This is a genomic window from Escherichia sp. SCLE84 (assembly GCF_012584495.1).
In the GTDB taxonomy this organism is placed as follows: domain Bacteria; phylum Pseudomonadota; class Gammaproteobacteria; order Enterobacterales; family Enterobacteriaceae; genus ECMA0423.
This window is the reverse complement of sequence record NZ_CP051430.1, coordinates 3,514,060-3,537,201: the sequence shown is the minus strand read 5'-3', so window position 1 is coordinate 3,537,201 and position 23,142 is coordinate 3,514,060. Positions and strand designations below refer to the sequence as shown.

Annotated in this window: 22 protein-coding genes; 13 read left to right on the top strand and 9 right to left on the bottom strand. The window is 46.6% G+C overall.

Annotation, left to right across the window (positions count from 1 at the left end; translation table 11 throughout):
* Positions 1–4 precede the first annotated feature (4 nt).
* A complete protein-coding gene (gene prlC, locus HGD79_RS17090) occupies positions 5–2,047 on the bottom strand; it encodes an oligopeptidase A (RefSeq protein WP_001295214.1) in 2,043 nt (680 codons plus the stop codon).
* Between the two features lie 202 nt (positions 2,048–2,249).
* Between prlC and rlmJ the strand changes: the two genes are divergently transcribed.
* Positions 2,250–3,092, top strand: coding sequence for a 23S rRNA (adenine(2030)-N(6))-methyltransferase (gene rlmJ / locus HGD79_RS17085; protein WP_000954225.1), 843 nt, complete (start codon positions 2,250–2,252; stop codon positions 3,090–3,092).
* 71 nt (positions 3,093–3,163) lie between these two features.
* Positions 3,164–4,516, top strand: a complete 1,353-nt coding sequence (gorA, locus tag HGD79_RS17080) for a glutathione-disulfide reductase (RefSeq protein WP_000160808.1) — start codon at positions 3,164–3,166, stop codon at positions 4,514–4,516.
* Positions 4,517–4,569: 53 nt separating this feature from the next.
* On the opposite strand, the gene dinQ is transcribed toward gorA, so the two are convergent.
* A complete protein-coding gene (gene dinQ / locus HGD79_RS17075) occupies positions 4,570–4,653 on the bottom strand; it encodes a damage-inducible type I toxin DinQ (protein WP_001295215.1) in 84 nt (27 codons plus the stop codon).
* Positions 4,654–5,392: 739 nt separating this feature from the next.
* Here dinQ and arsR point away from each other — a divergent pair.
* The 3 genes from arsR to arsC are packed head-to-tail and all read left to right on the top strand — an operon-like array spanning position 5,393 to position 7,528.
* Positions 5,393–5,746: an As(III)-sensing metalloregulatory transcriptional repressor ArsR gene (gene arsR, locus HGD79_RS17070; protein ID WP_000008953.1), complete on the top strand. Its 354-nt coding sequence runs from the start codon at positions 5,393–5,395 to the stop codon at positions 5,744–5,746.
* A gap of 54 nt (positions 5,747–5,800) precedes the next feature.
* Entirely contained in the window at positions 5,801–7,090 is a 1,290-nt protein-coding gene (arsB, locus tag HGD79_RS17065; RefSeq protein ID WP_000922639.1) for an arsenite/antimonite:H(+) antiporter ArsB, read from the top strand.
* Between the two features lie 12 nt (positions 7,091–7,102).
* Positions 7,103–7,528: a glutaredoxin-dependent arsenate reductase gene (gene arsC / locus HGD79_RS17060; RefSeq protein WP_000065772.1), complete on the top strand. Its 426-nt coding sequence runs from the start codon at positions 7,103–7,105 to the stop codon at positions 7,526–7,528.
* A 133-nt stretch (positions 7,529–7,661) separates the two neighbouring features.
* Here the strand turns inward: arsC and HGD79_RS17055 are convergent, their stop codons facing one another.
* A complete protein-coding gene (locus tag HGD79_RS17055) occupies positions 7,662–7,958 on the bottom strand; it encodes a metalloregulator ArsR/SmtB family transcription factor (RefSeq protein ID WP_001175589.1) in 297 nt (98 codons plus the stop codon).
* A gap of 106 nt (positions 7,959–8,064) precedes the next feature.
* On the opposite strand from HGD79_RS17055, the gene HGD79_RS17050 reads away from it, so the two are divergent.
* From HGD79_RS17050 to HGD79_RS17035, 4 genes are all read left to right on the top strand, one after another.
* Positions 8,065–9,078 carry a permease gene (locus HGD79_RS17050; protein WP_062893942.1) on the top strand — a complete coding sequence of 338 codons (1,014 nt, stop codon included), beginning with the start codon at positions 8,065–8,067 and terminating at the stop codon, positions 9,076–9,078.
* Between the two features lie 578 nt (positions 9,079–9,656).
* A complete protein-coding gene (locus HGD79_RS17045) occupies positions 9,657–10,880 on the top strand; it encodes a hypothetical protein (protein ID WP_096147548.1) in 1,224 nt (407 codons plus the stop codon).
* Between the two features lie 246 nt (positions 10,881–11,126).
* Entirely contained in the window at positions 11,127–11,693 is a 567-nt protein-coding gene (slp, locus tag HGD79_RS17040) for an outer membrane lipoprotein Slp (RefSeq protein ID WP_001057453.1), read from the top strand.
* A gap of 155 nt (positions 11,694–11,848) precedes the next feature.
* Entirely contained in the window at positions 11,849–12,379 is a 531-nt protein-coding gene (locus HGD79_RS17035) for a LuxR C-terminal-related transcriptional regulator (RefSeq protein WP_000478619.1), read from the top strand.
* 41 nt (positions 12,380–12,420) lie between these two features.
* Here the strand turns inward: HGD79_RS17035 and HGD79_RS17030 are convergent, their stop codons facing one another.
* From HGD79_RS17030 to hdeA, 3 genes are all read right to left on the bottom strand, one after another.
* Positions 12,421–13,068 carry an MgtC/SapB family protein gene (locus HGD79_RS17030; protein WP_001296814.1) on the bottom strand — a complete coding sequence of 216 codons (648 nt, stop codon included), beginning with the start codon at positions 13,066–13,068 and terminating at the stop codon, positions 12,421–12,423.
* A 63-nt stretch (positions 13,069–13,131) separates the two neighbouring features.
* Positions 13,132–13,458, bottom strand: coding sequence for an acid-activated periplasmic chaperone HdeB (gene hdeB / locus HGD79_RS17025; RefSeq protein WP_001298717.1), 327 nt, complete (start codon positions 13,456–13,458; stop codon positions 13,132–13,134).
* A 115-nt stretch (positions 13,459–13,573) separates the two neighbouring features.
* Positions 13,574–13,906, bottom strand: coding sequence for an acid-activated periplasmic chaperone HdeA (hdeA, locus tag HGD79_RS17020; protein ID WP_000756550.1), 333 nt, complete (start codon positions 13,904–13,906; stop codon positions 13,574–13,576).
* A gap of 254 nt (positions 13,907–14,160) precedes the next feature.
* Here hdeA and hdeD point away from each other — a divergent pair, with 254 nt between their 5' ends.
* Positions 14,161–14,733, top strand: a complete 573-nt coding sequence (hdeD, locus tag HGD79_RS17015; RefSeq protein ID WP_000965672.1) for an acid-resistance protein HdeD — start codon at positions 14,161–14,163, stop codon at positions 14,731–14,733.
* Between the two features lie 798 nt (positions 14,734–15,531).
* Positions 15,532–16,059: an acid resistance transcriptional activator GadE gene (gene gadE / locus HGD79_RS17010; RefSeq protein WP_000576690.1), complete on the top strand. Its 528-nt coding sequence runs from the start codon at positions 15,532–15,534 to the stop codon at positions 16,057–16,059.
* Here gadE and HGD79_RS17005 read toward each other — a convergent pair whose 3' ends face one another.
* A complete protein-coding gene (locus tag HGD79_RS17005) occupies positions 16,060–16,338 on the bottom strand; it encodes a hypothetical protein (protein ID WP_001205329.1) in 279 nt (92 codons plus the stop codon).
* A gap of 107 nt (positions 16,339–16,445) precedes the next feature.
* Between HGD79_RS17005 and mdtE the strand changes: the two genes are divergently transcribed.
* Positions 16,446–17,555 (top strand): multidrug transporter subunit MdtE, encoded by a 1,110-nt coding sequence (gene mdtE / locus HGD79_RS17000; protein WP_001340474.1) that lies wholly within the window; start codon positions 16,446–16,448, stop codon positions 17,553–17,555.
* A 24-nt stretch (positions 17,556–17,579) separates the two neighbouring features.
* Positions 17,580–20,693, top strand: a complete 3,114-nt coding sequence (gene mdtF / locus HGD79_RS16995; RefSeq protein WP_000024890.1) for a multidrug efflux pump RND permease MdtF — start codon at positions 17,580–17,582, stop codon at positions 20,691–20,693.
* A 362-nt stretch (positions 20,694–21,055) separates the two neighbouring features.
* On the opposite strand, the gene gadW is transcribed toward mdtF, so the two are convergent.
* Both gadW and gadX read right to left on the bottom strand, forming a co-directional pair.
* Positions 21,056–21,784 carry an acid resistance transcriptional activator GadW gene (gene gadW, locus HGD79_RS16990; protein WP_096147551.1) on the bottom strand — a complete coding sequence of 243 codons (729 nt, stop codon included), beginning with the start codon at positions 21,782–21,784 and terminating at the stop codon, positions 21,056–21,058.
* 367 nt (positions 21,785–22,151) lie between these two features.
* Positions 22,152–22,976, bottom strand: coding sequence for an acid resistance transcriptional activator GadX (gene gadX, locus HGD79_RS16985; protein ID WP_001191068.1), 825 nt, complete (start codon positions 22,974–22,976; stop codon positions 22,152–22,154).
* Between the last annotated feature and the right edge of the window lie 166 nt (positions 22,977–23,142).

Genomic DNA, 23,142 nt, shown 5'->3' with positions numbered 1-23,142 from the left:
ATGATCAGCCCTTAATGCCGTAATGCTCCAGCATCGCATCCAGCTGCGGTTCACGACCACGGAAGCGTTTGAACAGATCCATCGGCTCTTCTGAACCGCCACGGCTCAGAATGTTGTCGAGGAACGACTGCCCGGTTTCACGGTTGAAAATGCCCTCTTCCTCAAAGCGCGAGAAAGCATCTGCCGCCAGTACGTCAGCCCACAGGTAGCTGTAGTAACCTGCCGCATAACCACCGGCGAAAATATGGCTGAAAGCGTGCGGGAAACGGCCCCAGGACGGAGATGGCACCACGGCAACCAGTTTCTTGATTTCTGCCAGAGTTTCGAGGATTTTTGCCCCCTGATCCGGGCGGAACTCGGCATGAAGGCGGAAATCAAACAGGCCGAACTCCAGCTGACGCAGAATAAACAGCGCCGCCTGGTAGTTCTTCGCCGCCAGCATTTTATCCAGCAACTCTTTCGGCAGCGGTTCGCCGGTTTCATAGTGACCGGAGATAAACGCCAGCGCCTCCGGCTCCCAGCACCAGTTTTCCATAAACTGACTCGGCAGTTCGACCGCATCCCACGGCACACCGCTGATACCGGAAACACCAGCGGTTTCGATGCGGGTCAGCATATGGTGCAGGCCGTGACCGAACTCGTGGAACAGGGTGATCACTTCGTCGTGAGTGAACAGCGCCGGTTTACCATTTACCGGGCGGTTGAAGTTACAAGTCAAATACGCGACCGGTTTTTGCAGCGAACCATCAGCTTTACGCATCTGGCCTACGCAGTCATCCATCCACGCCCCGCCGCGCTTGTTTTCACGGGCATACAGATCGAGGTAGAAGCTGCCGCGCAGTTCGTTATTTTCGTCATACAGTTCGAAGAAACGTACATCCGGATGCCAGACATCAACATCTTTACGCTCTTTAGCGGTGATGCCGTAAATACGTTTCACCACTTCAAACAGGCCGTTAACCGCTTTGTTTTCTGGGAAGTACGGACGCAGCTGCTCGTCGCTGATGCTGTAGAGGTGCTGTTTTTGTTTTTCGCTGTAGTACGCGATATCCCACGGCTGCAACTCATCGACGCCAAATTCCGCTTTGGCGAAGGCGCGCAGTTGTGCCAGCTCTTTTTCGCCTTGCGGACGCGCGCGTTTTGCCAGATCGGTTAAGAAATCCAGCACCTGCTGCGGGTTTTCTGCCATTTTAGTGGCAAGGGATTTAAAGGCGTAGTTTTCAAAGCCCAGCAGTTGCGCCAGTTCGTGACGCAGAGCGAGGATCTCTTCCATCACCTTGCTGTTATCCCATTTACCGGCGTTCGGGCCTTGATCGGAGGCGCGGGTGCTGTAAGCGCGATACATCTCTTCACGCAAGGCCTGGTTGTCGCAGTAGGTCATTACCGGCAGGTAGCTTGGGATATCCAGCGTCAGCAGGTAGCCTTCCAGCTCTTTCGCTTCGGCCTGGGCTTTTGCCGCAGCCAGCGCGCTTTCAGGCATCCCCGCCAGCTCCGCTTCGTCGGTAACGAGTTTGGTCCAGCCCATCGTCGCATCGAGGACGTTGTTGCTGTACTGGTTGCCCAGCTCGGAAAGACGAGTGGCAATCTCACCGTAGCGTTGTTGTTTCTCTATTGGCAGACCGATGCCAGAGAGTTCGAAGTCGCGCAGTGCGTTATCAACCGCTTTTTTCTGAGCCGTGTTCAGCGTGGCGTAATGATCGCCATCGCGCAGGTCGCGATACGCTTTATACAGCCCTTCATGTTGCCCTACCCAGGTGCTGTATTCCGACAGCAGCGGCAGGGTTTGTTCGTACGCTTCACGCAGTTCCGGGCTATTTTTCACCGAGTTCAGGTGGCTGACCGGGGAGAAGATACGCCCCAGCACATCGTCCACTTCCGCCAACGGCTGGCAGAGATTTTCCCAGGTGTACGGTGCTCCTTGCGCTACTACGCGCTCCACATTTTCGCGGCAGTCGTTCAGCGCCTTAGTCACGGCTGGAACGACATGTTCCGGGAGAATTTTAGAAAACGGAGGCAATTCAAAGGGAGTCAGTAACGGATTCGTCATTCGCGCAGTCCTGGTTAAAGAGGTTAAGGAAGCGCTCAACAGGCGCTTTACATAATGTGTGTAGCATGGGGTTAAGTGTAGTGAATTTCAATGAGAAACGTTACGCTTTCGCGGCGGCGGCCTCTTTTCGGTATACTGTCCTGATACGCTTTTGTGCGCCCCGAATACGGGCCGATTTTTACTTACCGGAACACCTTTACCCATGCTCAGTTATCGCCACAGCTTTCACGCTGGCAACCACGCCGACGTCCTTAAACATACCGTTCAGAGCCTGATCATCGAGTCGCTGAAAGAGAAAGATAAACCGTTTCTCTATCTCGACACCCACGCAGGGGCCGGGCGTTATCAGTTAGGCAGCGAACATGCCGAGCGTACCGGCGAATATCTCGAAGGCATCGCCCGTATCTGGCAGCAGGACGATTTGCCCGCAGAACTGGAGGCGTACATCAATGTGGTAAAACACTTCAACCGTAGCGGTCAGTTGCGTTACTACCCCGGTTCGCCATTGATTGCTCGCCAGCTACTGCGCGAACAAGACAGCCTGCAACTGACCGAACTGCACCCGAGCGATTACCCGTTGCTGCGTTCTGAATTTCAGAAAGACAGCCGTGCGCGCGTCGAAAAAGCCGATGGTTTCCAGCAGCTTAAGGCCAAACTGCCGCCGGTTTCCCGCCGTGGTTTAATCCTTATCGACCCGCCGTATGAAATGAAAACCGACTATCAGGCGGTGGTCAGCGGGATAGCAGAAGGTTACAAACGTTTCGCCACTGGTACTTACGCACTGTGGTATCCGGTGGTGCTGCGTCAGCAAATTAAGCGCATGATCCACGATCTGGAAGCGACCGGTATTCGCAAAATTCTGCAAATTGAACTGGCGGTACTGCCAGACAGCGATCGCCGTGGCATGACCGCTTCCGGCATGATTGTGATTAACCCGCCGTGGAAACTGGAACAGCAGATGAATAACGTGCTGCCGTGGCTGCACAGCAAACTGGTTCCGGCAGGCACCGGGCACGCCACCGTAAGCTGGATCGTGCCGGAGTAATTGCAGCCATTGCTGGCACCTATTACGTCTCGCGCTACAATCGCGGTAATCAACGATAAGGACACTTTGTCATGACTAAACACTATGATTACATCGCCATCGGCGGCGGCAGCGGCGGTATCGCCTCCATCAACCGCGCGGCTATGTACGGCCAGAAATGTGCGCTGATTGAAGCCAAAGAGCTGGGCGGCACCTGCGTAAATGTTGGCTGTGTGCCGAAAAAAGTGATGTGGCACGCGGCGCAAATCCGTGAAGCGATCCATATGTACGGCCCGGATTATGGTTTTGATACCACTATCAATAAATTCAACTGGGAAACGTTGATCGCCAGCCGTACCGCCTATATCGACCGTATTCATACTTCCTATGAAAACGTGCTCGGTAAAAATAACGTTGATGTAATCAAAGGCTTTGCCCGCTTCGTTGATGCCAAAACGCTGGAGGTAAACGGCGAAACCATCACGGCCGATCATATTCTGATCGCCACAGGCGGTCGTCCGAGCCACCCGGATATTCCGGGCGTGGAATACGGTATTGATTCTGATGGCTTCTTCGCCCTTCCTGCTTTGCCAGAGCGCGTGGCGGTTGTTGGCGCGGGTTACATCGCCGTTGAGCTGGCGGGCGTGATTAACGGCCTCGGCGCGAAAACGCATCTGTTTGTGCGTAAACATGCGCCGCTGCGCAGCTTCGACCCGATGATTTCCGAAACGCTGGTCGAAGTGATGAACGCCGAAGGCCCGCAGCTGCACACCAACGCCATCCCGAAAGCGGTAGTGAAAAATGCCGATGGTAGCCTGACGCTGGAGCTGGAAGATGGTCGCAGTGAAACGGTGGATTGCCTGATTTGGGCGATTGGTCGCGAGCCTGCCAATGACAACATCAACCTGGAAGCCGCTGGCGTTAAAACTAACGAAAAAGGCTATATCGTCGTCGATAAATATCAAAACACCAATATTGAAGGTATTTACGCGGTGGGCGATAACACGGGTGCAGTGGAGCTGACACCGGTGGCAGTTGCAGCGGGTCGCCGTCTCTCTGAACGCCTGTTTAATAACAAGCCGGATGAGCATCTGGATTACAGCAACATTCCGACCGTGGTCTTCAGCCATCCGCCGATTGGTACTGTTGGTTTAACGGAACCGCAGGCGCGCGAGCAGTATGGCGACGATCAGGTGAAAGTGTATAAATCCTCTTTCACCGCGATGTATACCGCCGTCACCACTCACCGCCAGCCGTGCCGCATGAAGCTGGTGTGCGTTGGATCGGAAGAGAAGATTGTCGGTATTCACGGCATTGGCTTTGGTATGGACGAAATGTTGCAGGGCTTCGCGGTGGCGCTGAAGATGGGTGCAACCAAAAAAGACTTCGACAATACCGTCGCCATTCACCCAACGGCGGCAGAAGAGTTCGTGACAATGCGTTAAATGTTAAAGGGCTAAGAGTAGTGTGCTCTTAGCCCTTAATTACGTTTCCGCTATCAGTTCAGAAGCTGAAGCAGAAAGCGGATCAGTTCCAGCAGCGCAATTAACGCCCCAAGAACGATGATTGCTTTATCAATCACCCGTTTTCTCCATGCGATGGAGTGAGAATGCATCCGCTTACTCATCCACTGCCTGTCACGGCGCATGCCCTATTGTTAGATAATGGCATTCTCACTCCGGCCAGAGCATCAGTTAACGGCACCACCCGTACTTCTGACCAGGACTTTGAAAGCGTTTATGCGCATTACCAGAGTGAAAATGCCTCAGAGCTAACTGGATAATCATACAGTACATTCAGGTTATAAAACCAGCATGTCCTTGCAATAGTTTCAGTATGGTATTAGCATTGATGCGTTAGATAATGGCATTCTCACTCCAGCCAGTGCCACCAACTCAGGGCTGGAAAGTAAAAAACCGACGCAAAGTCGGTTTTTTTACATCCGGATTCGGACAAGGCTTAATATGACGATGACCCAGTGAAAGTATATAAATCGTCATTGCGATATATACCGAAGTGCCCCCTCCGCCAGCTGAAGAAATCGCTAATTCTTGCAATGTTAGCCACTGGCTAATAGTATTGAGCTGTTAGATAAGAACTCTCTCACTCCAGCCAGAGCCACCAACTCAGGGCTGGAAAGTAAAAAACCGACGCAAAGTCGGTTTTTTTACGTCCTGATTCAGACCTCCTTTCAAATGAATAGCCAACTCAAAATTCACACCTATTACCTTCCTCTGCACTTACACATTCGTTAAGTCATATATGTTTTTGACTTATCCGCTTCGAAGAGAGACACTACCTGCAACAATCAGGAGCGCAATATGTCATTTCTGTTACCCATCCAATTGTTCAAAATTCTTGCTGATGAAACCCGTCTGGGCATCGTTTTACTGCTCAGCGAACTGGGAGAGTTATGCGTCTGCGATCTCTGCACTGCTCTCGACCAGTCGCAGCCCAAGATCTCCCGCCACCTGGCATTGCTGCGTGAAAGCGGGCTATTGCTGGACCGCAAGCAAGGTAAGTGGGTTCATTACCGCTTATCGCCGCATATTCCAGCATGGGCGGCGAAAATAATTGATGAAGCCTGGCGATGTGAACAGGAAAAGATTCAGGCAATTGTCCGCAACCTGGCTCGACAAAACTGTTCCGCAGACAGTAAGAACATTTGCAGTTAAAAAATTTAGCTAAACACATATGTATTTTCGCATGTGTTTTATCCAGGAGGCATTATGTTACTGGCAGGCGCTATCTTTGTCCTGACCATTGTATTGGTTATCTGGCAGCCGAAAGGTTTAGGCATCGGCTGGAGTGCAACGCTCGGCGCAGTTCTGGCGTTAGTTACGGGCGTGGTCCATCCGGGTGATATTCCGGTGGTGTGGAATATCGTCTGGAACGCGACGGCTGCGTTTATTGCCGTCATTATCATCAGCCTGCTGCTGGATGAGTCCGGCTTTTTTGAATGGGCGGCGCTGCACGTTTCACGCTGGGGCAATGGACGCGGTCGCTTGCTGTTTACCTGGATTGTCCTGCTTGGTGCTGCCGTTGCCGCCCTGTTTGCCAATGATGGCGCGGCGCTGATTTTAACGCCAATTGTCATCGCCATGCTGCTGGCTTTAGGGTTCAGTAAAGGCACTACGCTGGCGTTCGTGATGGCGGCCGGATTCATTGCCGATACTGCCAGCCTGCCGCTTATTGTCTCCAACCTGGTGAATATCGTTTCCGCTGATTTCTTTGGCCTCGGCTTTCGCGAATACGCCTCGGTGATGGTGCCGGTGGATATCGCCGCGATTGTTGCCACGCTGGTGATGCTACATCTCTATTTTCGCAAAGATATTCCGCAGAACTACGATATGGCGCTGCTGAAATCTCCCGCAGAAGCGATCAAAGATCCTGCTACGTTCAAAACTGGCTGGGTTGTTTTACTGCTTCTGCTGGTGGGATTTTTCGTCCTGGAACCGCTCGGCATTCCGGTAAGCGCCATTGCGGCAGTGGGCGCACTGATATTATTTGTCGTCGCTAAACGCGGTCATGCGATTAATACGGGTAAAGTCCTGCGCGGTGCACCCTGGCAGATTGTCATCTTCTCGCTCGGCATGTATCTGGTGGTTTATGGCCTGCGCAATGCCGGATTAACGGAATATCTTTCTGGCGTACTCAACGTGCTGGCGGATAACGGCCTGTGGGCCGCGACGCTCGGCACCGGATTCCTCACCGCCTTCCTCTCTTCTATTATGAACAATATGCCGACGGTACTTGTTGGCGCGTTGTCCATTGATGGCAGCACGGCATCTGGCGTTATCAAAGAAGCGATGGTTTATGCCAACGTGATTGGCTGCGATTTGGGGCCGAAAATTACCCCGATTGGTAGCCTGGCAACGCTACTCTGGCTACACGTACTTTCGCAGAAGAATATGACTATCAGCTGGGGATATTACTTCCGTACAGGGATTATCATGACCCTGCCTGTGCTGTTTGTGACGCTGGCTGCGCTGGCGCTACGTCTCTCTTTCACTTTGTAATGAGATATTGATATGAGCAACATTACCATTTATCACAACCCGGCCTGCGGCACATCGCGTAATACGCTGGAGATGATCCGCAACAGCGGCACAGAACCGACCATTATCCATTATCTGGAAACTCCGCCAACGCGCGATGAACTGGTCAAACTCATTGCCGATATGGGGATTTCCGTACGCGCGCTGCTGCGTAAAAACGTCGAACCGTATGAGGAGCTGGGCCTTGCGGAAGATAAATTTACTGACGATCGGTTAATCGACTTTATGCTTCAGCACCCGATTCTGATTAATCGCCCGATTGTGGTGACGACGCTGGGAACTCGCCTGTGCCGCCCTTCAGAAGTGGTGCTGGAAATTCTGCCAGATGCGCAAAAAGGCGCATTCTCCAAGGAAGATGGCGAGAAAGTGGTTGATGAAGCGGGTAAGCGGTTGAAATAAAGCGGCGATATCCACTGCCCATAGTTGGTAAAGTGCGCTTTGTTTATGTCGGATGCGACGCTAACGCGTCTTATCCGACCTACAAAACCGTGCAAATTCAATATATGGCATGAAATATGTAGAGCGTAGCGCATCAGGCAATTTTGCTATTTACGCAGCACTCCTCGCGTAAGAATTCAATTATCGCTTCCAGCATTGCGTATTGCGAAACACACATCAGCGTCCGACTCTCACGGTTTTGTTTGACCAGTCCTACCGATACCAGTGCTGATATATGGTGGCTGAGTGTGGAGCCAGGTATCCCAAGCTGCTTTTGCAACTCACCGACCGGCAAACCTTGTTCCCCCGCTTTGACAAGATGTTTAAATATGAACAAACGGGTCGGGTGACCTAGCTCTTTCAGCGCTTTAGCGACTTCTTCCAACTGCATGTGACACCCCTCTGTCTGGTTGATATTTCGATAATACCAGAAATATCTTGATCTGAATCTCATTTCGATTATTCTGGAAATATAGATTTATTCAATGAGGTTACGTATGAGTAGTTGGCTTGAGATGCTGCAAGATGCCGCAGAGATGTTTGTGTTTCTCGCCGTCGAGCTTTCTTTGCTGTTTATAGTGATTAGTGCCGGTGTCAGCCTGATAAGACAAAAGGTGCCAGACCATAAAATCCAGCAGATGATGGGGGCCAGAAAAGGGAGAGGCTATCTCCTGGCTGCTCTGTTGGGAGCCGTTACCCCGTTCTGTAGTTGCTCGACAATACCCATGCTACGTGGATTGTTGTCAGCGAAAGCCGGGTTTGGTCCGACTCTCACTTTTTTATTTGTTTCACCATTACTTAATCCCATTATCGTCGGACTAATGTGGGTGACCTTTGGTTGGAAAGTCACCTTGTTGTACGCGATTATCGCCACCGGCGTCTCCGTTCTTGCCAGTATTATCCTGGATTCTCTGGGGTTTGAACGTCATATCATTGCCAGTAAAAGCTCATCAGCAAATTGTTGTGCTCCAGCCAAAGCGTCGGCAAAAACTTTGCCGGGGACGACATATACGCCAATAGAAGTGAGTTGCTGTAGTCCAACGGCTAAAGCCATTGAGAAACCCGTCGTTAACTGTTGCAATACCAAAGCAGTGGCAAGTATTAATCCCATAAAACTAGCCACCAAAGATGCGTTGCAACAGTTTAAAGATGTACTGCCATATCTTTTGTTAGGGGTATTAATAGGCTCTTTTATTTATGGCTTTATTCCCTCAGCGTGGATTGCCGCTCATGCAGGAGCAGATAATCCCTTCGCCATCCCATTAAGCGCCGTTGTCGGTATTCCGCTGTATATCCGGGCTGAGGCGGTTATCCCTCTGGCATCTGTTCTGATGACAAAAGGAATGGGTCTGGGAGCATTAATGGCATTAATCATCGGCAGTGCCGGCGCAAGCCTGACGGAAGTGATATTACTTAAATCAATGTTCAGAATGCCGATGATAGCTGCATTCCTGACGGTTATATTAGGTATGGCTATCTTGATGGGCTATTTGACTCAATTGCTATTTTAAATAGATGCCAGCAGTAAACTATAAGATGCATAGTTAGTGCCATATCCTTCTAAGTAGAAAATCATAGATAGGATAATCCTTAAAAATTACAAATGTTTTAACTAATGCATTGAGAATGATGACGGCTCGGTCAGTAAGTCATCAGCAGACAATAACCACGTAATCATGCTTCTCTGACATTTTATTGGAGAAGCAATGTCTCTTTGTCTCAGTACCATCCCCCCTTTTAAAGGGCAGATTTCAGTCGCCAATACAACACATTTTTAAATACACTTTAACCTGGTTCATTATTACACATCTAAAACATCACAAAAATATCACTTTACACACTATCGGAGAACATAATAACTTTTTAAAATGAGCGCTTTTTGATAGTTATTAACGTATTCTTTTACGATACTATCACTGCCCTTTTTTATACACAAATATTACCGGGTGGAGATAAAAGGGAAGTCAAAGGTAATTATATCAGGAAGATATGGCGCATTATATTTATTGTGTGTAGAAGAAAATCCATTCCTGTTCTAATTATCCAATTTAAAAATCCTAGCATAAACAGATGATGAATAAGGAATGTTATGTCAATTGACTTTACCCCAGGTATAATAAATACATATAACGGTGACATTTATAACCGCACAACAAATACCGACGATGTTAAAACGCCAGACACACCGAAGTGGCCTTGTGATAATCGGGAAGAACAACACCCCATTAATTCCACATTCTCTGGAGAAGGATACAACCCTGAACAATTTGATTTAGCGCAACAACAACTCCAACAAATTAATGCATGCCACACGAACACCACATATACAAATGCAGACTACTCAAAAGTTGTGGCTCAACTTGTAAGTCTTATTAATAACATTGAAACGATAAGTTCGACACCAATTACGCAACAGACACAATCAATACTTAATCAGATTCATAACATTAGATACGAAAAGGATAAGGATTCTGTATGTCAAATCATTGTTGTCGTTAATCCAGAACCCAACAATCCAATCATAACTAAAATTCTCGTAGAAGAAGGAATACCCGAAAGATTCAGTGTCCAAACCGTTTCTTCCGATAATAAAAATTTTGCTGGGCAACGAGCTGACTTACCAACTGATATAAGAGACATTCAAAGCCTGTACCTAAAAATGGCGAAGCTGTATATTGAGCACAGTGAAAATGAAAATAGGATGGAAGCCCTTGCTGGATGCGACTTTATTGATTTCAACATGACAGGGCAAGATATGTCCAGGCTAGTCCTAACCTTATCAAAATTTTATTTTGAAGATCTACTTAATATAAATTTCACTGACGCAAATTTATTTAACACTATTTTTTCACACAAGGAAAATCCAATCCCCAAACTACATGAATATGAACAGCATCTTGACAAACAAATCAATGGCTTGTTTTCTACATTGTTAACTATTAATGACAACTCTTTACGCGCGAAAGCGGAAATTGCTTCGAGAATAATTGATTTCTTAGAGGCAAAGGTAGTAAATCTTTCATTTGATGACATATTAAAATATAAGCAAGAGTTCAAAAAAATATGTTATAAACAACTTCAAGAGTTTACAACACCCTCTCTATACAATAAAATTCAAAAATGGGCAACAATGTCTAAAAATGAATTCATAGCATTTCATTACGAGACACTTCAACCCGAAAAGATTTCATACCCCTTTTATTTAAAGAGAGATCTGCCTAATGAAAAAGATATAAATTATGGGGTGGAAATAGAAATACCATCTGGTAAAAGAATTCGCTTATCAAATCATTATCAGAATATAATACCATAATATTGATTATTTGTACTTTATAATCATTGAATAATGATAGATTTTATGTAATTTTAAAACAAAGGGTTATATTATGGGGCGATGGATACTCATACCACGCCCCAAAATAACGGAATTGAACTAAACAGAAGGGATATAAACATTAGACAGGTTTACGTTACTATCAGGCATATCACCTCAGAATCAGATGAAAACTATAAAGAAATATCTATTATGGTTTTAATATTTGTTGATAAGGATAGTAACATGAACATGACAAAAGGTGCACTCATCCTCAGCCTTTCATTTTTGCTTGCCGCATGTAGTTCAATTCCGCAAAATATCAAAGGCAATAACCAACCTGATATTCAAAAAAGTTTTGTTGCTGTTCATAACCAGCCGGGGTTATATGTTGGTCAACAAGCGCGCTTTGGTGGGAAGGTTATCAACGTTATCAATGGCAAAACGGATACGTTGTTAGAAATCGCTGTATTACCGTTGGATAGCTATGCGAAGCCTGATATTGAAGCCAACTATCAGGGCCGACTGCTCGCCAGACAAAGCGGCTTCCTTGATCCAGTGAACTATCGTAATCACTTTGTTACCATCCTCGGTACCATTCAGGGTGAACAACCAGGCTTTATCAATAAAGTCCCGTATAACTTCCTGGAAGTGAATATGCAGGGCATCCAGGTGTGGCATTTGAGAGAAGTGGTTAATACCACCTATAACCTGTGGGATTACGGCTATGGTGCATTCTGGCCGGAACCGGGCTGGGGTGCGCCTTACTACACCAATGCGGTGAGTCAGGTAACACCTGAGCTGGTCAAATAACACCACCGAAAGATGCAGATGCTTTCTCAGCATCTGCATCATGTATTACATAAAATTAATATACAGTAAGCTAACTATTATTATTATAAGCCCTGTCCTGTTAATTACCTTTGGCAAACTGATTATAAAGTTAATGTCCGCACCAGGAGTCGGTTATGTTTCTTATAATTACCAGGGATACGATGTTCTTCACCGCGATGAAAAACATTCTGAGTAAAGGTAATGTCGTTCATATACAGAACGAAGAAGAGATCGACGTAATGTTGCATCAGAATGCCTTCGTCATTATTGATACATTAATGAATAATGTATTTCATTCTAATTTTCTCACTCAAATTGAACGATTAAAACCTGTCCATGTGATTATTTTCTCCCCCTTTAATATTAAACGCTGCCTGGGGAAAGTGCCGGTGACCTTTGTTCCGCGGACTATCACTATCATTGATTTTGTCGCACTCATCAATGGCAGTTACTGCTCTGTGCCTGAAGCGGCTGTGTCACTTTCGCGCAAGCAACATCAGGTTCTGAGCTGCATTGCGAATCAAATGACAACGGAAGATATTCTGGAGAAACTGAAAATATCGCTAAAAACGTTCTACTGCCATAAACACAATATCATGATGATCCTCAATCTTAAGCGGATCAATGAGCTGGTACGCCATCAGCATATTGATTATCTGGTGTGAATTTCAGGCTTACGGTGAGTCTGGCTACGCTGCCACACAGATTAGCTAATTGAAACGCCTTTCACCCCTGCCATACCTTTTAATAATCGCAACAGGTCTTCTATCGACGTTGTGGCATGAAGCTGGATATCAATGGCGACCACTTCATGATCTTCATTTTCCTGCAACGAAACTAAATCCGTTTTTATTTTTTGCTGCTTAAACCAGTCGAGCATTGATACCGTATTACCGTTCACTAATGTCAGCTGTAAATGGTAATTTTTGTTCATCAGGCGGAAGGTTAATTGATGGAAGACTTCCAGCACCAACAAGGTCATCACTGAACCATAAATACCCAGTTCGTACATACCGCTGCCAATAACCATACCTATGGCGGCGGTCACCCAGATATCCGCTGCCGTCGTCAGACCTACAATATTTTGGTTACGAACGAGAATGTTACCTGCACCGATAAACCCGACGCCCGTCACCACCTGAGCAGCAATACGGCTGGGGTCGAGTCCGACGTGATCTAAAGACAGCACGTCAGCAAAACCATATTTCGAAACAATCATAAACAGGGCGCTTCCCATGCCAATTAATACATGTGTGCGTAACCCTGCTCCTTTGCCGCGCATTTGCCTTTCCATGCCAATAGCGCCACAGGCAATTGCCGCGAGTATAAGACGTATAATAAATTCTGCTGTCATATAAAAATGCAAAAAGGAGCAGCAAGATGGCTCAACTTGCTACTCCTTTTTACTTGTACCTCATTAATTCGGCAAGTCATTAGATGCTTGATTTTTGAAGGTATACAAATTTTTCTGCGGGTTTTTCTTACAGTATTCGATCACTTTAGGAATTTGAGTGAGATCGGTTTCATTTAAAGTAACGGTATCGCCACCTTTATATACTGTTTCTTCATGCAGCATCCACCATGCAACCGGGGTCATTGCTTTTGGATTCAGATCAATAAATTCCTGGCAGGTCATATCTTTAGCGGATTCATTGGCTGCCAGCGCAGATTGTGCGTTCACCAGTGACAAAGCCGCTACAGCGCCCATAAAAATAAACGCTTTACGGAGAGATGAAATATTCATTTTGTAACCCATTCAATATAGAGATTATATATGAACAGGAGGAATAGCTGCTTTTAAAGAAGATATTCCGGCCTGTTCAATATGCAAGGAAGTACGATGTAACGCATTCCCGGAATTACATATCTTTCTTAATTTTGTCCCATTCGCCTTTAACTTTATCTTTAAAGTTGGCTTGTTTATCCTGAGTACAAGCCTGAACGATAGCTGGGGTTACGGTTGCAATACCCTGAACATCTAAAACCGCATCTTCTGGTTTATCTTTGTTGTTCAGCGCTTCAGCAAAACCAACTGCAGTTGGCTGGAAGGATTCGTCCACAGCCAGGAAATCTTCACAGGTCCAGGAGTTGACCGGTTTTTTGTTATCAGCTGCTTTTTGCGCATCCGCTGCATTGCTCACAACTGGCAGAAGAAGCAGACCACCAAGAATAACGCCTAATACTTTTTTCATCGTAATATCCTCAACTATAAAGTGAAAGAGCCGTCACGAATCAATTTCGACACTGAGGTTATAACCTGGTTTTCTGTATATGTCATGTTGATGGAAAATATCAAAATCAGATATTTTTATTTCAATACAATGAGTTACAGATGCATCAGATACTGCAATTAGGAAATTTTTATTAAATCGACTGCATTCTTAGACGCGTTTTTGGCATAGATTGATAGCAGGGGATTTTCTTCTTAATTTTATAGGGTGGTTCTATGTTATATATAGATAAGGCAACAATTTTGAAGTTTGATCTGGAGATGCTGAAAAAGCATCGCAGAGCAATCCAGTTTATTGCCGTGCTGCTGTTTATCGTCGGGTTGCTGTGTATCAGTTTCCCGTTCGTCTCTGGCGATATTTTAAGCACAGTAGTGGGTGCATTATTAATCTGCTCGGGTATTGCGCTTATTGTCGGGTTATTCAGCAACCGCAGTCATAATTTCTGGCCGGTATTATCCGGTTTCCTCGTCGCAGTCGCCTATTTATTGATCGGCTATTTCTTCATCCGCGCACCGGAGCTGGGCATTTTTGCCATTGCGGCATTTATTGCCGGTTTGTTCTGTGTTGCAGGGGTTATTCGCCTGATGAGTTGGTATCGTCAGCGTTCAATGAAAGGCAGCTGGCTACAGCTCGTTATTGGTGTGCTGGATATCGTCATTGCCTGGATATTCCTTGGTGCAACGCCGATGGTGTCTGTAACGCTGGTTTCCACACTGGTGGGAATTGAACTGATATTTAGCGCCGCCAGCCTGTTCAGCTTCGCCAGTTTGTTCGTTAAGCAGCAATAATTATCCCGGTTGTCACCCGGATCATAGTCACTTGATGTGACTATGATCCGATTAATACTCTCTCCGCTACGCAGTGTTGTAGATCAATTGCGCACTATCATTGAAATAATTACCTGCTAGTGATCATTTCAACCTACTGAATTTCATCTAATTTTTTTCACTCCATGGCAAATTAGCCATTTCAAACATTATCATGGCTGATATTTTCCGTAGTCAGGTTTAATGTTTTAAAAGTGCTGTGGGAAAGTGAACAAAGAGTTCCGTAAGCGTTGATGCTATGGGCGGTTAAATAAGTAATCCGGGTTCATTTTTTTGCAACTGGCGTTGATTACATTGCATAAATATCCGTGTCTCCAGACGCTATATAAAAACCTGAAGACATGAATGCGTTATTTACTCAGGTAATTTCAATGCGTTAAAAGAAAGCTGGCAATCCAATTGCCAGCTTAAGTCGAAACAAGGAGACTCGATATTTAAATCGGATTACATTTTAACTTTAGTAATATTCTTCAGAGATCACAAACTGGTTATTGATAACTTATTCTTGGGCAGTAATCCGCAAACGTTAACTTTTTGTTTACTATTTACAAGCTGATAACAACCAGGAATCTTACTTAGGATCAATATATGGAGTGCGTGATGGATAAATCTGAAGTATTGATTAGTGTTAATAGACGTATTAGTTCACGAAGGGTAAAGTTCTTATAGGCGTTTACTATATTGAACAACGATTCGGACAAGGATGTAAATAATGAAAAGGATGACATGTTCGAAACGATAACGGCTAAGGAGCAAGTTATGATTTTTCTCATGACGAAAGATTCTTTTCTTTTACAGGGCTTTTGGCAGTTGAAAGATAATCACGAAATGATAAAAATCAATTCCCTGTCAGAGATCAAAAAAGTAGGCAATAAACCCTTCAAGGTTATCATTGATACCTATCACAATCATATCCTTGATGAAGAAGCGATTAAATTTCTGGAGAAATTAGATGCCGAGAGAATTATTGTTTTGGCACCTTATCACATCAGTAAACTAAAAGCTAAAGCGCCTATTTATTTTGTTAGCCGCAAAGAAAGTATCAAAAATCTTCTTGAGATTACTTATGGTAAACACTTGCCCCATAAGAATTCACAATTATGTTTTTCACATAATCAGTTCAAAATTATGCAACTGATTCTGAAAAATAAAAATGAAAGCAATATCACGTCGACGCTCAATATTTCGCAACAAACATTAAAGATTCAGAAATTCAACATTATGTACAAGCTGAAACTAAGACGTATGAGCGACATCGTCACCCTGGGTATCACATCTTATTTTTAGTCAGGACATAAGCAACTGAAATTGATGGCTGGCATGACGAGGGATGCAGATGCTGATTTCATTACCCCCGGTGATTACTAAAGGAGAGGCTAAAACGACTTTATTCCCCTGGTATGTGTATCCACCAGTAGAACCCTTCGTTGCCCGAATGCTGGCAGGAACTGTTGGCAGAACGGCAACATTTTTTTTGTCGTTGACCTCACCATGTCGATCACTGTGCCTGTATCCCACCTTACTGGCTGACAACCCCACTATGCCGCTGGTCTGTAAATCCCTCATATCTCTCCTCGCGCGCAATTTAAAGAACCGTTATTTCTCAAGAATTTTCAGGGACTAAAATGAACAGAAGAAGAAAGCTGTTAATACCGTTGTTATTCTGCGGCGCGATGCTCACCGCCTGCGATGACAAATCGGCGGAAAACGCCGCCGCCATGACGCCTGAGGTCGGTGTCGTCACACTCTCCCCCGGTTCGGTCAATGTGTTGAGCGAATTGCCCGGTAGAACCGTTCCTTATGAAGTTGCCGAGATACGTCCCCAGGTGGGCGGTATTATCATTAAACGCAACTTTATCGAAGGCGATAAAGTGAACCAGGGCGATTCGCTGTATCAGATTGATCCTGCACCTTTACAGGCCGAGCTAAACTCCGCCAAAGGCTCGCTGGCGAAAGCGCTCTCTACCGCCAGCAATGCCCGCATCACCTTTAACCGCCAGGCATCGTTGCTGAAGACCAACTACGTTAGCCGTCAGGATTACGACACCGCGCGCACCCAGTTGAATGAAGCAGAAGCCAATGTCACCGTCGCCAAAGCGGCTGTTGAACAGGCGACGATCAATCTGCAATACGCGAATGTCACCTCGCCGATTACGGGCGTCAGCGGGAAATCGTCGGTGACCGTCGGCGCACTCGTTACCGCTAATCAGGCAGATTCGCTGGTTACCGTACAACGTCTGGACCCGATTTATGTCGATCTCACGCAGTCGGTGCAAGATTTCTTACGCATGAAAGAAGAGGTCGCCAGTGGGCAAATCAAACAGGTTCAGGGCAGTACGCCAGTACAGCTCAATCTGGAAAATGGTAAACGCTACAGCCAGACCGGCACGCTGAAATTCTCCGACCCGACGGTGGATGAAACCACGGGCTCCGTGACGTTACGGGCGATTTTCCCCAACCCAAATGGTGACTTGCTGCCTGGCATGTACGTCACGGCATTAGTGGATGAAGGTAGCCGCCAGAATGTATTACTGGTGCCGCAGGAAGGCGTCACCCACAACGCCCAGGGTAAAGCAACGGCGCTCATTCTGGATAAAGACGATGTTGTGCAGCTACGCGAAATTGAAGCCAGCAAAGCCATCGGCGACCAGTGGGTTGTCACCTCTGGCTTGCAGGCTGGCGATCGGGTGATCGTTTCCGGTTTGCAACGCATTCGTCCGGGTATCAAAGCACGAGCAATTTCCTCCAGCCAGGAAAACGCCAGCACCGAATCGAAACAATAACGTTGCAGGCTTAAGGGGACTTTCATGGCTAACTATTTTATTGATCGCCCGGTTTTTGCCTGGGTACTTGCCATTATTATGATGCTTGCAGGTGGTCTGGCGATCATGAACTTACCGGTTGCGCAGTATCCGCAGATTGCGCCACCGACCATTACCGTCAGCGCTACCTATCCAGGTGCCGATGCGCAAACGGTAGAAGACTCGGTCACTCAGGTGATTGAGCAAAATATGAATGGGCTTGATGGCCTGATGTACATGTCTTCAACCAGTGATGCGGCGGGTAATGCCTCTATCACTCTGACCTTCGAGACTGGGACATCTCCTGATATCGCACAGGTTCAGGTGCAAAATAAACTGCAACTCGCTATGCCTTCATTACCTGAAGCGGTGCAGCAGCAGGGGATTAGCGTTGATAAGTCGAGCAGTAATATTCTGATGGTAGCGGCGTTTATTTCTGATAACGGCAGCCTCAACCAGTACGATATCGCGGACTATGTAGCGTCTAATATCAAAGACCCGCTAAGCCGTACCGCGGGCGTTGGTAGCGTACAGCTCTTTGGTTCCGAGTACGCCATGCGTATCTGGCTGGACCCGCAAAAACTCAATAAATACAATCTGGTACCTTCCGATGTTATTTCCCAGATTAAGGTGCAAAACAACCAGATTTCCGGTGGTCAACTGGGTGGCATGCCACAGGCGGCAGACCAGCAACTAAACGCCTCGATCATTGTGCAGACGCGTCTGCAAACGCCGGAAGAATTTGGCAAAATCCTGTTGAAAGTTCAGCAAGATGGTTCGCAAGTGCTGCTGCGTGATGTCGCCCGCGTCGAACTTGGAGCGGAAGATTATTCCACCGTGGCGCGCTATAACGGCAAACCTGCTGCCGGGATCGCCATCAAACTGGCTACCGGAGCAAACGCCCTGGATACCTCGCGGGCAGTCAAAGAGGAGCTGAACCGCTTATCAGCCTATTTCCCCGCAAGTCTGAAGACGGTTTATCCTTACGACACCACGCCGTTTATCGAAATTTCTATTCAGGAAGTTTTTAAAACACTGGTTGAGGCTATCATCCTCGTCTTCCTGGTCATGTATCTGTTTTTGCAGAATTTCCGTGCCACAATCATCCCGACGATTGCCGTACCGGTGGTTATTCTCGGGACGTTTGCGATCTTGTCGGCGGTCGGTTTCACCATCAACACGTTAACTATGTTCGGGATGGTGCTGGCGATAGGGCTACTGGTGGATGACGCCATCGTGGTGGTGGAGAACGTCGAGCGTGTCATTGCGGAAGATAAGCTACCACCGAAGGAAGCGACGCATAAATCGATGGGGCAGATCCAACGTGCGCTGGTCGGTATTGCTGTTGTTCTTTCCGCAGTGTTTATGCCGATGGCCTTTATGAGCGGCGCAACCGGGGAGATCTACCGCCAGTTCTCCATCACGCTGATCTCCTCCATGCTGCTTTCAGTATTTGTGGCAATGAGCCTGACCCCTGCCCTGTGCGCCACCATTCTGAAAGCCGCGCCGGAAGGCGGTCACAAACCTAACGCCCTGTTCGCACGCTTCAACACGCTGTTTGAAAAATCAACTCAGCACTATACCGATAGCACCCGCTCGCTGTTGCGTTGTACCGGTCGCTACATGGTGGTCTACCTGCTGATTTGCGCCGGGATGGCGGTGCTGTTCCTGCGTACACCGACCTCTTTCTTACCAGAAGAGGATCAGGGGGTATTTATGACCACCGCGCAGTTACCTTCCGGTGCCACCATGGTTAACACCACGAAAGTGCTGCAACAGGTGACGGATTATTATCTTACAAAAGAGAAAGATAATGTTCAGTCGGTGTTTACCGTTGGCGGCTTTGGCTTCAGCGGCCAGGGGCAAAACAACGGCCTGGCGTTTATCAGTCTCAAGCCGTGGTCTGAACGTGTCGGTGAGGAAAACTCGGTTACCGCGATCATTCAGCGGGCAATGATTGCGTTAAGCAGTATCAATAAAGCCGTCGTCTTCCCGTTCAACTTACCCGCGGTGGCTGAACTGGGTACCGCGTCAGGTTTTGATATGGAACTGCTGGACAACGGTAACCTGGGGCACGAAAAACTAACCCAGGCACGAAACGAGCTGTTATCACTGGCAGCGCAATCGCCTGACCAGGTCACCGGGGTACGCCCGAACGGCCTGGAAGATACGCCGATGTTCAAAGTGAACGTCAACGCCGCGAAAGCTGAGGCAATGGGTGTGGCGCTGTCTGATATCAACCAGACAATTTCCACCGCCTTCGGCAGCAGCTACGTGAACGACTTCCTCAACCAGGGGCGGGTGAAAAAAGTGTATGTCCAGGCAGGCACGCCGTTCCGTATGTTGCCGGATAACATCAACCAATGGTATGTACGCAACGCCTCTGGCACGATGGCACCGCTTTCTGCCTACTCGTCTACCGAATGGACCTATGGTTCACCGCGATTGGAACGCTACAACGGCATCCCGTCAATGGAGATTTTAGGTGAAGCGGCGGCCGGGAAAAGTACCGGTGACGCTATGAAATTTATGGCAGACCTGGTCGCTAAACTTCCGGCAGGCGTCGGCTACTCATGGACCGGACTGTCGTATCAGGAAGCGTTATCCTCAAACCAGGCTCCTGCACTGTATGCCATTTCACTGATCGTGGTGTTCCTCGCCCTCGCCGCACTCTATGAGAGCTGGTCAATTCCGTTCTCGGTGATGTTGGTTGTTCCGTTAGGCGTCGTTGGCGCATTACTGGCCACCGATCTGCGCGGCTTAAGTAATGACGTCTACTTCCAGGTTGGTTTGCTGACCACCATCGGGCTTTCCGCCAAGAACGCCATCCTGATTGTCGAATTTGCCGTTGAGATGATGCAGAAAGAAGGGAAAACGCCGATAGAGGCAATCATCGAAGCGGCGCGGATGCGTTTACGCCCAATCCTGATGACCTCTCTGGCCTTTATTCTCGGCGTGCTGCCGCTGGTTATCAGTCATGGTGCCGGTTCTGGCGCGCAAAACGCGGTAGGTACCGGCGTGATGGGCGGGATGTTTGCCGCAACAGTGCTGGCAATTTACTTCGTTCCGGTCTTTTTCGTTGTAGTGGAACATCTCTTTGCCCGCTTTAAAAAAGCGTAACGTGTAAATGAGAGTAAGGTTGAACGTGAAGGTTCAGCCTTACTCTTTCCTGCTAACCATTCACCACTCAACAACCAGCTAACCGTCAGGAATACCAGGCTTAGTACACAGCACTGAAAGTAGAAACCACTCCAGCCATTCGTCATCAATTTGAACAGCACAATACTGACCCACATTCCCGTAATCGTATGAATTGTCAGCTTAATAATCCCAAACATGCCGAGTCTTTTCCTCCTGAAAATACCTATACCGCCTGGCAAACTGCGAAAGAGAACTAGCCGGTAGCCCGGCAGAAATCATCAGGGAAGAGTTTCACATGAAGCAGGTGTGAGATCCTGACCAATATTCAAATGCAAAATATGTCAGGAAAAGGTACCTGGCGAATGTTGCGCAAACTGATGTGGCGTTACACCATAATATTGTCGAAATGTGTTTATAAAGTACGACGTACTGCTATAGCCACATTTTTCTGCAATAGTATGCAGAGGAATTTGACGTAACTCGAGTAATCGTCTGGCCATCGACATCCTGGAAGCGAGTAATATTTTACTGAAACAGGTATTTTCATCCTGCAACTTTTTTTTGATGAGACTCTCGCTGGTATACATTCTTTCCGCGATATCGCGCAGATACCAACGTTTGGCGATATCAAAGCTAATAAGGCGTTCAACTTTTCCTGAAACAGTGCTGATGCTATTGAAAAGTAAGGGGATCAGTTCTTTCTTATGAGAAAACATCGATAAACAGGAAAGGTAGAGCATATTGCTCAGTATCGGTGAATTTACCCCGGATTCATTGAAGCTATCAAAAATCGCCGTCACCAGCGGCATGGGGGGTGACTGGTTAATTAATAGACGGTCTTTGCTATGTAACCCTAAATTGCGTGGTAGCTGACGAATATTTTGTAAGTAATGGCAAACTGTCAGCTCATCGATATCCAGTCGTCGCGTATCCGGTGAACAAAACGCAAAATCGTCTGCCAAATTTTTCTCCAGCAGCACGATACTCTCGTTATGCAGCGATATTTTATGCTTTTCATGATAAATATCGAATGAACGACGAATGAGGATCACCGAGCAGACATGAGTCATGATTATCCCTTATATTTCATACTGCGATTATTTCAATTTCAGTATACTAATGAAATGTTGCCAGACTGTTTCTTAGCGAAAAAACTGCCAGATTTGGTAGGACCAAAATTTATCCACAAAGTAGTTTTGCATAACAGTTAATTGATAATAAGTAAATGCAGCACGAATATATTTTCGCACTGCGTATAGCTTATGTTTATAAAAAAATGGCTGATCTTATTTCCAGTAAAAGTTATATTTAACTTACTGAGAGCACAAAGTTTCCCGTGCCAACAGGGAGTGTTATAACGGTTTATTAGTCTGGAGACGGCAGACTATCCTCTTCCCGGTCCCCTATGCCGGGTTTTTTTTATGTCTGAGTAAAATTCTATAATCTTATTCCTTCCGCAGAACGGTCAGTGCCGTAAAAATTTCCTTGCGCAACAATACTTGCCGCCGAGTCACGGTTCGGCAATCCCTGCGCCGATCGCTCCTGATACTCTGTGGGCGTCATCCCATAATAATTTCGAAAGACGTAAATGAAATACGACACGCTGTGATATCCACAGGACACTGCGACTCGCTTAATTGAAAAGCCATGTATAACAATAAGTTGCAAAGCACGTTGCATTCTACACTCAGTAAGCAACTGTGAATATGATGTCTCTTCTTCGCGCAATTTTTTCTTTAACAGGCTTGGACTCATCAACAGCTCGCTGGCGATTCGGGCTAGTGTCCACTCATGGGCGATATTATTATTGATAACCGTACAAACTCGTGTTCGCATGTTCGGTTGCAAAACGTTCAAAAGCAGCGGTATAAAGTGCTCATCCTCAAGAAAAACAGATAACAACGCAAAGATTAATGCTCTTTTACGTAGCATTTCTGCATAGCGAAGATTCTTATTCTGCGATAGTTGCGCAACTTCCTGAAAAACAGGAATATCTCTGCTACAGTGATGAACGAGTAATGAAGAAATTTTTTTATGTGCATGAAGATTTAATGCCTCCTCCTTGAGCATCGGCAGAAATAATGAAAGCGTATCCCTTGATACTAATACAAAATTTTCAACACACTTATCTACTCGAATTTGGCTTGCATCCGCAAAAACCAGGTCACCGCCATTAAAATAGCGATATTCACCATTAACCATGGTGAGAATATATTTATGTCTTGCGTACGCAATTAGACAATTCCCATGTAATGATTGCATAGTTGACTTAATATTACATAAACATATTACTGTTAATTAATGTAGCACGCCGCCCTCTTAAGTCAAATTGATTGATAAATAAATTTAAACGAAGCGGGAGAACAGGATGATAATGTGTGATGTTCTACGGGCAGGATGACTGGATTTATAATACAAAAACGTGTTT

What these genes read in the sequence shown, in the direction of transcription:
- hdeD (WP_000965672.1), top strand. Translation starts at nt 14,161, where the DNA reads ATGTTATATATAGATAAGGCAACAATTTTGAAGTTTGATCTGGAGATG.
- gorA (WP_000160808.1), top strand. Translation starts at nt 3,164, where the DNA reads ATGACTAAACACTATGATTACATCGCCATCGGCGGCGGCAGCGGCGGT.
- HGD79_RS17055 (WP_001175589.1), bottom strand. Translation starts at nt 7,958, where the DNA reads ATGCAGTTGGAAGAAGTCGCTAAAGCGCTGAAAGAGCTAGGTCACCCG.
- gadX (WP_001191068.1), bottom strand. Translation starts at nt 22,976, where the DNA reads ATGCAATCATTACATGGGAATTGTCTAATTGCGTACGCAAGACATAAA.
- arsB (WP_000922639.1), top strand. Translation starts at nt 5,801, where the DNA reads ATGTTACTGGCAGGCGCTATCTTTGTCCTGACCATTGTATTGGTTATC.
- arsR (WP_000008953.1), top strand. Translation starts at nt 5,393, where the DNA reads ATGTCATTTCTGTTACCCATCCAATTGTTCAAAATTCTTGCTGATGAA.
- HGD79_RS17045 (WP_096147548.1), top strand. Translation starts at nt 9,657, where the DNA reads ATGTCAATTGACTTTACCCCAGGTATAATAAATACATATAACGGTGAC.
- HGD79_RS17030 (WP_001296814.1), bottom strand. Translation starts at nt 13,068, where the DNA reads ATGACAGCAGAATTTATTATACGTCTTATACTCGCGGCAATTGCCTGT.
- arsC (WP_000065772.1), top strand. Translation starts at nt 7,103, where the DNA reads ATGAGCAACATTACCATTTATCACAACCCGGCCTGCGGCACATCGCGT.
- mdtF (WP_000024890.1), top strand. Translation starts at nt 17,580, where the DNA reads ATGGCTAACTATTTTATTGATCGCCCGGTTTTTGCCTGGGTACTTGCC.
- prlC (WP_001295214.1), bottom strand. Translation starts at nt 2,047, where the DNA reads ATGACGAATCCGTTACTGACTCCCTTTGAATTGCCTCCGTTTTCTAAA.
- HGD79_RS17050 (WP_062893942.1), top strand. Translation starts at nt 8,065, where the DNA reads ATGAGTAGTTGGCTTGAGATGCTGCAAGATGCCGCAGAGATGTTTGTG.
- rlmJ (WP_000954225.1), top strand. Translation starts at nt 2,250, where the DNA reads ATGCTCAGTTATCGCCACAGCTTTCACGCTGGCAACCACGCCGACGTC.
- HGD79_RS17005 (WP_001205329.1), bottom strand. Translation starts at nt 16,338, where the DNA reads ATGAGGGATTTACAGACCAGCGGCATAGTGGGGTTGTCAGCCAGTAAG.
- gadE (WP_000576690.1), top strand. Translation starts at nt 15,532, where the DNA reads ATGATTTTTCTCATGACGAAAGATTCTTTTCTTTTACAGGGCTTTTGG.
- HGD79_RS17035 (WP_000478619.1), top strand. Translation starts at nt 11,849, where the DNA reads ATGTTTCTTATAATTACCAGGGATACGATGTTCTTCACCGCGATGAAA.
- mdtE (WP_001340474.1), top strand. Translation starts at nt 16,446, where the DNA reads ATGCTCACCGCCTGCGATGACAAATCGGCGGAAAACGCCGCCGCCATG.
- gadW (WP_096147551.1), bottom strand. Translation starts at nt 21,784, where the DNA reads ATGACTCATGTCTGCTCGGTGATCCTCATTCGTCGTTCATTCGATATT.
- hdeB (WP_001298717.1), bottom strand. Translation starts at nt 13,458, where the DNA reads ATGAATATTTCATCTCTCCGTAAAGCGTTTATTTTTATGGGCGCTGTA.
- hdeA (WP_000756550.1), bottom strand. Translation starts at nt 13,906, where the DNA reads ATGAAAAAAGTATTAGGCGTTATTCTTGGTGGTCTGCTTCTTCTGCCA.
- slp (WP_001057453.1), top strand. Translation starts at nt 11,127, where the DNA reads ATGAACATGACAAAAGGTGCACTCATCCTCAGCCTTTCATTTTTGCTT.